The sequence below is a fragment of the Glycomyces tritici genome, assembly GCF_030403505.1.
On the sequence record NZ_JAUEMJ010000010.1, the window covers coordinates 161,392 to 173,056 of the forward strand.

The 11,665-nt window shown below is 72.0% G+C and carries 9 protein-coding genes and 1 pseudogene; 6 read left to right on the top strand and 4 right to left on the bottom strand.

Translation table 11 applies throughout. From position 1 onward, the window contains the following. Positions 1 to 20: 20 nt before the first annotated feature. The gene (locus QWI33_RS24790; RefSeq protein ID WP_289959527.1) at positions 21 to 2,111 is read right to left on the bottom strand and encodes a thioredoxin domain-containing protein; all 2,091 of its coding nucleotides are present in this window, start codon (positions 2,109 to 2,111) and stop codon (positions 21 to 23) included. Positions 2,112 to 2,359: 248 nt separating this feature from the next. Between QWI33_RS24790 and QWI33_RS29490 the strand changes: the two are divergent. Continuing rightward, positions 2,360 to 2,833 (top strand): annotated as a pseudogene (locus tag QWI33_RS29490) (DUF998 domain-containing protein); the annotation flags it as partial. A gap of 75 nt (positions 2,834 to 2,908) precedes the next feature. Here QWI33_RS29490 and QWI33_RS24800 read toward each other — a convergent pair. The 3 genes from QWI33_RS24800 to phoH2 all read right to left on the bottom strand — a co-directional run bounded on the left by QWI33_RS24800 (position 2,909) and on the right by phoH2 (position 5,694). Next, a complete protein-coding gene (locus QWI33_RS24800; RefSeq protein WP_289959529.1) occupies positions 2,909 to 3,580 on the bottom strand; it encodes an aggregation-promoting factor C-terminal-like domain-containing protein in 672 nt (223 codons plus the stop codon). Positions 3,581 to 3,630: 50 nt separating this feature from the next. Further along, positions 3,631 to 4,320 (bottom strand): aggregation-promoting factor C-terminal-like domain-containing protein, encoded by a 690-nt coding sequence (locus QWI33_RS24805; protein WP_289959530.1) that lies wholly within the window; start codon positions 4,318 to 4,320, stop codon positions 3,631 to 3,633. A gap of 69 nt (positions 4,321 to 4,389) precedes the next feature. Further along, positions 4,390 to 5,694 carry an RNA 5'-3' helicase PhoH2 gene (phoH2, locus tag QWI33_RS24810; RefSeq protein ID WP_435367603.1) on the bottom strand — a complete coding sequence of 435 codons (1,305 nt, stop codon included), beginning with the start codon at positions 5,692 to 5,694 and terminating at the stop codon, positions 4,390 to 4,392. 182 nt (positions 5,695 to 5,876) lie between these two features. Here phoH2 and QWI33_RS24815 point away from each other — a divergent pair, with 182 nt between their 5' ends. From QWI33_RS24815 to abmR, 5 genes are all read left to right on the top strand, one after another. Beyond that, the gene (locus tag QWI33_RS24815) at positions 5,877 to 6,143 is read left to right on the top strand and encodes a hypothetical protein (RefSeq protein WP_289959532.1); all 267 of its coding nucleotides are present in this window, start codon (positions 5,877 to 5,879) and stop codon (positions 6,141 to 6,143) included. Positions 6,144 to 6,171: 28 nt separating this feature from the next. Next, complete coding sequence (locus QWI33_RS24820) at positions 6,172 to 6,948, top strand: hypothetical protein (protein WP_289959533.1); 777 nt, start codon at positions 6,172 to 6,174, stop codon at positions 6,946 to 6,948. Between the two features lie 2 nt (positions 6,949 to 6,950). Continuing rightward, entirely contained in the window at positions 6,951 to 9,782 is a 2,832-nt protein-coding gene (locus tag QWI33_RS24825) for an FtsK/SpoIIIE domain-containing protein (RefSeq protein WP_289959534.1), read from the top strand. An 8-nt stretch (positions 9,783 to 9,790) separates the two neighbouring features. After that, complete coding sequence (locus tag QWI33_RS24830; RefSeq protein ID WP_289959535.1) at positions 9,791 to 10,459, top strand: hypothetical protein; 669 nt, start codon at positions 9,791 to 9,793, stop codon at positions 10,457 to 10,459. A 103-nt stretch (positions 10,460 to 10,562) separates the two neighbouring features. Next, positions 10,563 to 11,117 carry an ATP-binding transcription factor AbmR gene (abmR, locus tag QWI33_RS24835; RefSeq protein ID WP_205324320.1) on the top strand — a complete coding sequence of 185 codons (555 nt, stop codon included), beginning with the start codon at positions 10,563 to 10,565 and terminating at the stop codon, positions 11,115 to 11,117. Positions 11,118 to 11,665 lie beyond the last annotated feature (548 nt).

Genomic DNA, 11,665 nt, shown 5'->3' on the forward strand with positions numbered 1-11,665 from the left:
TCACAAACGTAAGCATGCGACTAGCCGGGCGGCAAGCGCTTATGTGACAGCTGCCGGTGTGATCCGGCACGCAGTGCGGATGTTGCGGGTGTCCGGCCCTGGTGCGGCCCGGCCACCCGCGTCTCCACGGAGGAGGCGGCTCCTGCGGGGACCGCGCGCGGGTGGCTCCCCGCGCGCGGCCTCGGTATGGCGACGTTCGCGAATTCCCTCTGTCGCCGCCATCCCGCAGGAGCCGGATGGCTTTTTACATCAAGGCTGACACGTGCTGTAGTCGAGTGGCAACAGGAAGTTTTCGCCTGTGGATAACTCGCCGTGTCCTGTGGACAACACCCTGTGGATAACTCCGTGCGCTGGGCCCGCACCAGCGCTTCCGCCACCGCATGCAGCCCCGCCGTGAAGCGCGGGTTCGCGGCCATCACCGGCTCGGCCCGAGCCACCGCCCGCCACGCATCGTCCTTGTACGTCGCATCGCCCGTCACCTGGAACGCCTCCAGCATCGCGGCCGCCGCCAGCGCCCAACCCGACGCGGTCGGGCCGTCGTGCACGTCGGCCGGTCGCGTCACCAGCGCCTCCGCGTCAGCGGCCGTGTCGTAGAACCCGCCCTCGAAGTCCGTGAAATGCTCCCGGATCTGCTCGATGAGCCCCTGCGCGCGGGCCGTCCAGTCACCGCCGAGCCGCAGGAACCCGAGCGCGACCGCCGCGTAGTCCTCCAAGATGCCCGGCGCCTCCGAAGCGGTGCCGCCGAGCGAGACCCGAGCCAGGCGCCCGTCAGCGCCGATGTGGACGCGCCGCAGCAGCTCCGCGGCCCGCTCGGCCGCCAGCAGCGAGTCGCGGTGGCCCGTACGCGAGGCGTACTCGGCGAGCGCCGCGATCGCGAGGCCGTTCCAGGCCGCGACCACCTTGTCGTCCCGGCCCGGCTGCGGCCGGCCGCGCCGCGCCGCGAGCAGCCGGTGGCGCGCCGCCTCCCAGCGGGCGCCGTCGCGCGGATCGCGGGGCAGCTCCAGCACGTTCGCGCCGTGCTCGAAGTTCGGATTCGCCAGGTCGACCCCGAAGGACTCGGCGGCCCACGCCGCGTCCTCGCCGAGCACCGCCTCCAGCTCGGCGGCGGTCCACACGTAGGTCAGGCCCTCGACGCCCTCGGTGTCGGCGTCGAACGCCGCCGCGAACCCGCCCTCCTCGGTCGAGAACCGCTCCAAGAGGAACGCCGCCGTCTCGTCCGCGACCCGCGCGAACAGCGCGCCCTCGCCGTTCAGCCGCGAGTACAGCCAAAGGAGCTCGGCGTTGTCGTACAGCATCTTCTCGAAGTGCGGCACCGTCCACGCCGCGTCCACGCTGTACCGCGCGAACCCGCCCTCGAGCTGGTCGTAGATCCCGCCGCGCGCCATCCGCTCCGCGGTGAGCCGCACATGGCCCAGCAGGCGCTCGTCCCCGGTGCGCACGTACGCGTCGCAGAGGAACCGCAGCGCCGGCACGCTCGGGAACTTCGGCGCCGCGCCGAAGCCGCCGTTCACGCTGTCGGCGGAGGCCATCGTCGCCGCCGCGGCCGCATCCAGCAGCTCGGTGCGGATCGGCGGCGCGGGCGGGCACGGCCCGTCCAGCGGGCACGCCACCGTGACGTCGGCGAACGCCGGGCCGCTGCCCGCGCTCGCCTCCACGATCGCCGCGCCCTGGTGCGCCAGCTCCTCCCGCTGCGTCGTCCACGCCGTGTGCACCGCGTCGAGCAGCCGCAGGAAATGCGCCTTCGGGAAGTACGTCCCGGCGAAGAACGGCGTCCCGTCAGGGAACGCGAAGACCGTCATCGGCCACCCGCCCTGGCCCGTGATCGCCATCGTCGCCTGCATGTACACCGCGTCCAGGTCGGGCCGCTCCTCCCGGTCGACCTTCACGGCCACGAACCGGGAGTTGATCGCATCGGCGACCGTCTTGTCCTCGAACGACTCATGCGCCATCACATGGCACCAGTGGCAGGTCGAGTACCCCACCGAGATCAGGACCGGGACGTCGCGCGCGGCGGCCTCCGCGAGCGCCGCGGCGCTCCACTGGCGCCACGCCACCGGGTTCTCGGCATGCTGACGCAGATACGGGGACAGGGCTCCCGCCAACTCGTTCACCCCCCAAGCCTCGCACACCCCGGCGGTGCGGCGAGCGGGAGCGAAGAGGTAGGGCAGGCGCTACCACCGGCCGGGTGCTGGCGGGGGGAGCGATTCGGGTGCCCGCGTCACTGATTCCAAGGCCCGATTTCGCGAGGCTAGAGGGCATGATCATCCATGCGCCCCTTGGCGACAGTGCCGACACTGCGACCACCCTCAAGGGACTGACGACGGCCGGATTCACCGCGCTCGGCGTCGGGTTCGCCGCTATGGTCGTCCTCCACGCGACCTCCGGCCTCAACCCCGTCGAGGTCGTCATCAGCCTCCACCTCTACACCCCGCTCGGCTGGCTCCTGCCCGTCGCGCTCGTCCTCTTCGGCCTCGGCGCCTGCGCGTTCGCGGCCGTCGCCCGCCGCGTCGACGCCCCGCGCTGGCTCAGCCCGATGCTGCTGGTCTGGGCCGGGTTCCTGGGCCTGGTGGCCCTCTTCCCGACCGACCCGCCCGGCCTCCCCGAGGTGTCGCTGATCTCGGCGATCCACCGCTACGCGGCGTTCTGCGCGTTCAGCACCATGGCCGTCATGGGCCTCGCGTTCGCCCGCTGGGCGAAGGGCACCGAATGCCCCGAGAAGACCCGCAGGTCGATCCTCGCGGCCAGCTGGATCGCCGTCGTCGCGCTCACCGCCTGCTCGGCGCCGTACGTCGCCGAGTGGTTCGGGGTGCCGCGCGAGCCCGGCGCGTTCGCGGCCGGCCTGCTGCAGCGCACCACGGTGGGCATGGAGCTGGTGGCCCTGGCGTTCGTGGGCGCCTGGCTCAAGGGCTCAGTAGAAGCCCTCGGCCTCGGATTTGGCCCAGGCGTCGCAGGGGGCGTCGTAGCGCCGCTCGATGTAGTCGAGGCCCCAGAGGATCTGCGTGACCGGGTTGGTGCGCCAGTCGTCGCCGAAGGACGCCATCTTGTTCCCGGGGTAGGACTGCGGAATGCCGTAGGCGCCGATCGAGTTCTCGGCCAGTTCGTTCCAGCCGGACTCCTTGTCCCACAGGAGCTCCAGACACGCGAACTGCTCCAGGTCGAACCCGGCCTCGAGCGTGAGCGCGCAGCCCGTCGCCTTGTTCCCGGAGAACTCGTCGCAGCTGGCCGGGATGTCGACTGACGTCGGGTTGTTGTTCGCGGCGGCCTCCTCAGCGGCCTGGTCGGCGTCCTCCTGGGCGTCGTTCAGGCCGTTCGCCTTGTCCGCGGCGTACTCGAAGACCGCTTCGGCCTTGACCGTGACGTCGGCGCCTGCGGTCGCGGCGATGTAGTCGCGGTGGTGCCCGCGCGCCTCCTCGTAGGCCGCCTCGGCGTCGGCCTGCTGCTCGGCGGCGGCCTGCCCGGGGTGCTCGGCGTCGATCTCGGCGGGGTGGTCGGTGACGGCGGAGACGGCGATGAGGGCGCCGATCGCGAGCACCACGAGGGCGGCGATCCGGGCCCCGTAGCGGGTCAGCTTCGGGATCATGGGGGCTCCAAGAAAAGACCGCCGCCCGGCGGACCGGGCAGCGGCGGGGTCTAGTACCAGCCGACGTCTTCGGAGTGGTTCCAGGCTTCGCAGGGCGTGCCGTAGCGGCCCTCGATGTAGCCCAGGCCCCACTCGATCTGGGTGACGGGGTTGGTCTCCCAGTCGGCGCCCTCGCTGGCCATCTTGTCGCCGGGGAGGGCCTGCGGGATGCCGTAGGCGCCGATCCCGTTGGCGGCGGTGTGGTTCCAGCCGGACTCGCGGTCCCACAGTGCCACGAGGCAGCCGATCTCGTCCATGCCGAAACCGTGCTCCTGCGCGAGCGCGCAGCCGGTGGCCTTGTTGCCGGAGTACTCGCCGCAGCTGCCGGGGATGTCCACATCGGTGCGGCCGGCGTTCGCGGCCTCCTCGGCGGCCTCTTCGGCCTCCTTCTCGGCCTCGTCGGCTTCCTTCTGGGCGTCGTTGAGGCTGTTCGCCTTGTCGGCGGCGTAGTCGAAGACGGCCTCGGACTTGACGGTGACGTCGGCGCCCGCGGTCTCGGCGATGTAGTTGACGTGCTGGTAGCGGACTTCCTCGTACGCCGCCTCGGCCTCGGCCTGCTGTTCGGCCGCGGCCTGGCTGGGGTGGTTGGCGTCGGTCTGCCAGAGATTGTCGCTCGCGGCGCTGACGGCCACGACGGCCCCGAGTGCAAGAACGACCACGGCGGCGATTTTCGCGCCGTAGCGGGTCAGCAGTGGGATCATTCGCTCTACTCCTGTGTCCCGGGCGTCTGTCCACAGACGCCCGGGACACAGCATGCCAGAGCGGTGTCCCTAGCCTTCGAGCAGGTTGGTGACCATTTCCGCGATCTCCGAACGCTCACTGCGCGTAAGCGTCACGTGAGCGAACAGTGGGTGGCCCTTGAGCACGTCGATCACCGAGGCGACCCCGTCGTGGCGGCCCACCCGCAGGTTGTCGCGTTGCGCGACATCGTGAGTGAGCACCACTTTGGAACCCTGCCCGATGCGCGAGAGCACCGTCAGGAGCACCCCGCGCTCGAGCGACTGCGCCTCGTCGACGATGACGAACGCGTCGTGCAACGAGCGCCCGCGGATGTGCGTGAGCGGCAGGACTTCGAGCATCCCGCGCTCCAGCACCTCCGAGATCACGACGTCGTTGGTGACGGCGCCGAGCGTGTCGAACACGGCCTGGCCCCACGGGCTCATCTTCTCGCCCTCGGAGCCCGGCAGGTAGCCCAGCTGCTGGCCGCCGACCGCGTACAGCGGCCGGAACACGATGACCTTCTTGAACAGCTCGCGTTCGAGCACCTGCTCGAGCCCGGCGCACAGCGCCATCGCGGACTTGCCGGTGCCGGCCTTCCCGCCGAGCGAGACGATCCCGATCTCGGGATCGAGCAGCAGGTCGAGCGCGACCCGCTGCTCGGCGGAGCGGCCGTGGACGCCGAAGGCGTCACGACCCCGGATGAGACGGATCTGCTTGTCCACAGTGACCCGGCCCAGCGCCTTGGAGCTGTTGCCGGTGAGGACGAGCCCGGTGTGGCAGGGCAGCTCCACGTCGTGCGGGAGCGCCGCTTCGCCGCCGTCGAAGAGCTGGTCGATCACCTCGTCGGCGACGGCGAGCTCGTGCATCCCGGTCCAGGTGGGGTCCACGGCCTGCCCGTGGCGGTACTCCTCGGTGGGGATGCCGACCGCGGAGGCCTTGACCCGCAGCGGCATGTCCTTGGTGACCAGCACGGCGTCGGCGCCTTCGAGCCCCAGTGCCCGGGTGACGGCGATGATGCGCGAGTCGTTGGTGTCCACGGCGAAACCGGCCGGCAGGCCGGAGGTGTCGACGTGGTTGAGCTCGACCCGGATGGAACCGCCGTGGTCCCCGACGGGGATCGGCTGGTCGAGGCGCCCGTGCCTGATGCGGAGTTCGTCGAGGCGCCTGAGGCACTCCCGGGCGAACCAGCCCAGTTCGGGATGGTGGCGTTTGCCCTCCAGTTCGCTTACTACGACGAGCGGAATGACCACGTGGTGTTCGTCGAACCGTGAGAACGCACCAGGGTCTGATAGCAGAACCGAGGTGTCGAGGACGTAAGTGCGTTGCACTGGCACGGTCGCCTCCCGGGTGTCGATGTGTAGGGGACGGAGCCCCGTTGGTACTCACACTCTAGTTGGGAGGTACGTCACTCCGCCACCGTTAAATGCATTGAAAGCAACACTCGCAGTCACGGCAGCGTCGGAAATCCGACAAAGCAGACACGCCGGGTTATCGTTCGATCACAGAAAGCGGGCCGCTTCTCGGCGAGAATGAGCCTGTGTCCACCGTGAGCGTCGCCGAACTCAAGTCCGCCATCGCCGCCGCCCTCCAGCAGGTCCGCGACGGCCAGGCCGCCATTGCCTCCGCCAGCCAGAACATCGAAGCCGCCCAGGGGAGCCTCACCGCCGTCACCGCAGGCTCGGGCCACGACTCGGTCGCCACCGCCCAATCGGCGCTCGCCCAGGCGGCCGCCGAACTGGAGCAGTCCCTGGCCGCCACCTTCGCCGCCGCCGAACAGGCCGAGGCGTACGCCGCGACCCTCTAGACAGTGTCCCTGTAGAACGGAGCCCCCTGTGGACGTCGCCGCCCTCGCCGGACGCCTCAAGGCCCTGGCCGCCGACCTCCCGCTGCCCGCCCTCGACACCGCCGAGCACTGCTTCGAAGCCGCCCAGGCGGAACTGAAGGAATCCTCACGCGAGTCGAACGCCGAGATCGGCCTCCACAAGCTCGGCGCCGCCCGCGAACGCCTCGACGCCGCCCGCGTCCGCCTCGCCGAGGCCGCCACCGCGATCGACGACTACCTCGACGGCATCGGCGCCACAACCGCCGTAGCGGCACCGGCCCTGGCCGCCCCCAAAGGCGGCACCGCGACGCCGCCGCCGGTCGACCCGCGCCAGTGGTGGACCGACCGCGTGAACGAGCTCTGCGACCGGACCGGCGCCGCCGACCCGCAGCGGGTGCCGCCCACGCGCCTGTTCAACGACCTGCTCAAAGCCGCCGGCGACGGCAACGCCGAGGCCTACTGCAAGCGCCTGCGCGACGCCGGCCCCCAGACGGGCGTGAAACTGCCCGGCCTCGCCTGGCCGCTCGTGCGCACCCTCGCCGCCGAGCACCTCGGACGCGCCCCGACCGCGCGCGACGTGCCCGGCCTGCGCGACAAGTGCGCCGACAAGGTGCGGTCGCTCGTGCCCAAGGCCGAGCCGGACCACATCGGGGCCGCACTCGCCTCGGCCTGCACCTTGGGGCGCCGGGGCGCCGACGACGACGGCGACGCGGCCCGGACCGCGGCGATGGGCCCGGCCCTGGTCGCGGCCCTGCACCGGTTGAGCAAGAGCGAGCGGAGGGCCTGACCATGAGCAGCTGGCGGCGACGACTGGTAGCGGCCATGGGCGACGAACTCGGGCGCGCCCGCGGCGAAGCCCGGTACCTCGCCGAACGCACCTCGATCGAAGCCGAGCGCGAACGCACCGCGGCCGAGCAGGCCATCACCGACGCCACCCGCAAGCAGGCGCAGCTCGAGAGCATCCACGAGCGCATGCTCGCCACCCTCAAGGCCCGCAAGGCCACCGCCGTGCGGGAAGGCCACGAAGCGGCCCTCGGCGCGGCCGTGCAGGCGGCACCGGCCGCCGCGGGCGCACTGTGGAGCGACTGGCAGCCCGAATCGGGCCTGGGGCGCGGCCCGGCGCCACTGCTGCGCGTGGGGCGCATCGCCGACAGCGAGTCGCTGCCTCTGGGGCCCTCCCTCCCCCCTCCCCACCCGCCCACCACCGCCACCGCCTTGTCGGCCGCCACCTCGACCGGGCGCGCTCCGGTCGAGCGTGGTGATGACCCCGGTGCCTCCGGAAAACTCCGGATTCGTTCCGGTGCAGCGGTTGCATCCGCCGACGAGTCCAGTGTGGCAGGGGGGTACGACAATCCAGCACCCACGGTGACGGCAATCTCACTCCCCGCGCTCGTGCCGCTGCTCGACCGCGCCCACCTGCGCATCGACACCGAAGCGGCGCAAGCACTCCCGGGACTCCTGCTCCGCGCCGTCGGATCGGTCCCCGCCGGACTCACCCGGCTCCACGTCTACGACCCCGAGCGGCTCGGCGGATCGCTCTCCGCCTTCGCCGCCCTCGGCAAAGCCGGACTCCTCTCCTTCATCGGCCCCTCCGGACTCCGCGAGACCCTCGACGCGCTCGTCGAGACCGTCCGCCGCGTCAACGCCGAAGTGCTCGCCGGCGAGCACGCCTCCCTCGCCGAACTCGCCGCCGCCACCGGACGCCGCCCCGAACCCTGGCGCGTCCTCGTCCTGCTCAACGCCGACCTCGCCTCCTGGCCCGCCCACGACCAGGCCCAGCTCGCGCGCCTGCGCCGCACCGGCGTCGCCGCCGGCGTGCACCTCGTCGTCGTCGGCGACGACACCGCCGGACCCGCCGACCTCCCCCGCCTCACCGCCACCGCCTACACCGGACTCCCCGGCGCCGCCCTCGAACTCGACGGCCCCCCGCCCCTGGGCACCATCACCGCCGCCGCCAAAGCCGTCGCCGAGAAGCACCGCGCCGGCAGGGAACCCGCCCGGCTCGTCGACCTCCTCCCGCCGCGCCTCTGGGCCGCCTCCTCCGCCACCGGCCTCTTCGCCGCCATCGGCGAGACCGCCGCCGGCGACGTCGCCCGCCTCGCCCTCGGCGACAACCCGCCCCACGCCCTCGTCGGCGGCCCTTCGGGATCGGGCAAGACCAACCTGCTCTACGCCTGGATCGCCGGACTCGCCTCCAACTACAGCCCCGACGAACTCGCGCTCTACCTCCTCGACTTCAAAGAAGGCGTCTCCTTCGCCCGCTTCGCCTCCGGCCGCCGCGACCCCACCTGGCTCCCGCACGTGCGCCTCGTCGGCGTCAACATCAACGACGACCGCGAGTTCGGCCTCGCCCTCCTGCGCCACCTCAAAGAGGAGCTGCGCCGCCGCGCCGAAGCCGCCAAAGCCCACGAGGCCACCAAACTCGAAGAACTCCGCGCCGCCGACCCCGAAGGCCACTGGCCCCGCATCGTCGCCGTCGTCGACGAGTTCCAAGTCCTCCTCGAAACCCGCGACGCCGTCACCGACGAAGCCGTCCAGCTCCTCGAGGACCTCGCCCGCCGCGGCCGCAGCCAAGGCATCCACCTCGTCCTCGCCTCCCAGGACATCGCCGGCATCGAAGCGCTCTGGGGCCGCCCCAGCCTCGTCGCCCAGTTCACCCTCCGCATCGCCCTCCCCAAGGCCCGCAGGGTCCTCGCCGAGAACAACCACGCCGCCGACACCGTCCCCCGCTTCCACGCCGTCGTCAACGACGAATCCGGGCACACCGGCGCCAACAAGACCGTCGCCGTCCCCAACGCCGGGCACGCCGACGCCTGGGAACCGCTCCAGAAGCGGCTCTGGGAAGCCCGCCCCCACGGCAACCAACCGCCCGCCCTCTTCGACGGCGACCACGTCCCCGACCTCACCCAGACGTCGCCGCCGCCCGAGACCGCCCTCCTCGGCCAGACCATCGACGTCGCCTCCCGCGGCGCCGAACTCGCCCTCCACCGCGCGCCTGGCCGCAACCTCGCCATCCTCGGCACCAGGGCCGCCGAAGCCGCCGACATCCTCGCCGCCGCCGCCCTCACCGCCGCCCGCGGCCAGCGCATCGGCGTCGACCTCTGCTGCCTCGAACCCGACGCCGCCCCCTCCGCGCTCGCCCTCGCCTCCGCCCTCGAAGCCGAAGGCGCCGAAGTCGACTGGCACGATCAGCTCGACGAGCTCTGCAAGGACTGGGCCGGGCGCTGCGACGGCGCCCTGCGCCTCAACCTCGTCTACGCCGTCGACGCCGGTTCGGCGCGGCTCGACGCCGCCGGAACCGCCGCCCTGCGCGCCATGCTCATCGACGGCCCCGAACGCCACCTCCACACCCTCGGCTGGTGGCGGTCGGTGCCGCGCCTGCGCGAGGACCTCGGCGGGTTCTCCGCCCGCTTCGACGCCGTCGACGCGTGGCTCGCCCTCGACGTCCAGGGGCCCGAACTCGCCCCGCTCTCGCCCGCGAGCGGCGGCCCCGCCTGGTACCCGCGCGTGCGCCGCGGCCTGTACTTCGACCGCGCCCGGCACCGCACCCCGCAGGTCGTCATCCCCTACCGGACCGCCGCGCTCCTGCCGCGGCCCGAGGCCGTCCTCGACCTGCCGTAAGGAGCGCCATGCCCGTCAGCGACACCGAGTACGCCACCGCCGTCGCCGCCTACCTGAAGGAGCGGTCCGACGCGGACGCCGAGATCCGCGCCGCCGTCGTCGCCTACCGCAGCGAGGCCGACCGGCTGGCCGCCGCCGTCGAGGCCGCCCGGACCGCCCGCGCCGACGCCGACGGCGCCGCCGTGGACGCCGCGGCGCTCGTGGCCGAGACCGACAAGAACGTCACCGTCATGTGGCGGGCCCTCGGGGACTTCGTGGGCCACCGCCGCATCGGCCCCACGCCCTCCGCGGGCGAGCCCGACCCGGAGCCGGACGCCGAACGCGTGCGGACCCGGCTCGAACGCTCCGAACGGCTCCTCTCCCTCGCCCGTCAGGGTGAACTGCCGATCGAGGCGCCCCGGCACACCGAGGTCACCGCCGCCGCGATCGGGCTCGGCCTGGGGGCGCTCGCGGTCTGGGCGGCGCTGGGGCTGCTGGAGTCCGCGCGCGTGCCGTTCGCCGAGGCCCTGGCGGCGCTGACGTTGTTCGCCGGGGTCGGCACGGGCCCGATCGTGCTGGGCGCGTGGCTGTCATGGCAGTACCGGGTGCGCCCGCGCCCGGGGCAGACGCTGGTGTGCGTGGGGGCGGCGATCATCGCGGTGTGCGCGCTGGCGGCTCTGTTCATGCGGGGCCTGTAAGGTCCGGGCGTGCCGTATCCGCGGCTCGCGGGCCCTCAGTCGGCAGGGCGTTGACGCGATGGGGTACACCTGATGCGTCAACGAAACGTGAGGAGTCCCGTCAATGGCCGCCATCGACGACACCGGCTCGTGGCATTACGGCCCACTGCCGTCCACTGACGACGCCCCCGCCTGGATCTACGGGATCGTCCCGGACGGCTGGATCGCCGGCATGCCCGATGTGACCGTGGACCGCGACGAGATGATCATCATCTGCCCGCTGCCGACCCCGGACCACCCGGCGGACGCGACCGAGTCCGACCGGGCCGCGACCGAGGAGGGCCGGATCTCGCGGTTCCGGGAGGCCACGCGGGACATGCGGGTGCAGATCGCGCAGCAGCTGCAGTACCGGTACCACCGGCAGTCCTCGTGGGGTGCGCGGTGCGGGTCCACCACGATGGTGTTCACGCACCAGTCGCTGCCGGTCACCACGCGTCTGCGCCAGCCCGAGCGGCTGGTGCTGGACACGCTCGTGGGATCGGGTGTGGCCGCGTCCCGCTCGGATGCGCTCGCGTGGTGCGTGCGCCTGGTCGAGCAGCACGCCGAAGACTGGCTGAAGGAGCTGCGGGAGGCGATGGTGAGCGTGGACGAGCTGCGCCGCCGGGGGCCCTCGGTGTAGCCGCGAGACGAGATCGGGGCCCGGACGTGCGCGTTCGGGCCCCTTTTTTCGTGTGCCCGGCCGTGCGCTCAGCGCAGGAGCAGGTAGGCGAGCAGGATCGCCATGACGATGGCGATCGCGACGACGAAGCCGAGGGTGGCGCTCTTCGCGCGGTTCGACTGCGGTTCCGGTTCTCGGTGCGCCATGGGCGTCTCCAACGCTTCGACACTCGGGTGCGGATGTGCGGACCTGCATCTTCACCCAGGGAGGGGCGGTGTGCGGCGATTCGGGCCAAAACGGTGGCGACTCGTGCGCGAAACGCGATCGCGACCGCGCGCTAACGCGCTCGTTCCATGATCGAAACCGATCGCATTAGTTGTGAGGAGTGGCCGAATTCAGTTCGCAGTGCGCGTTACTGCTCGGTCACGCAGAAAGTGCGAGTAGTTGTGCTCGTTTCGAGCTTGAATAAGCACATGATCAAAATATGGGAACAGAGCCCCTGTTCAGGCGCAGACTGAACGCGCACGAGTGCCTGCGCGCGCCCGGGTATTCCCGTAGCGTCCGAATGA

What these genes read in the sequence shown, in the direction of transcription:
- QWI33_RS24805 (WP_289959530.1), bottom strand. Translation starts at nt 4,320, where the DNA reads ATGATCCCACTGCTGACCCGCTACGGCGCGAAAATCGCCGCCGTGGTC.
- QWI33_RS24830 (WP_289959535.1), top strand. Translation starts at nt 9,791, where the DNA reads ATGCCCGTCAGCGACACCGAGTACGCCACCGCCGTCGCCGCCTACCTG.
- abmR (WP_205324320.1), top strand. Translation starts at nt 10,563, where the DNA reads ATGGCCGCCATCGACGACACCGGCTCGTGGCATTACGGCCCACTGCCG.
- QWI33_RS24800 (WP_289959529.1), bottom strand. Translation starts at nt 3,580, where the DNA reads ATGATCCCGAAGCTGACCCGCTACGGGGCCCGGATCGCCGCCCTCGTG.
- QWI33_RS24825 (WP_289959534.1), top strand. Translation starts at nt 6,951, where the DNA reads ATGAGCAGCTGGCGGCGACGACTGGTAGCGGCCATGGGCGACGAACTC.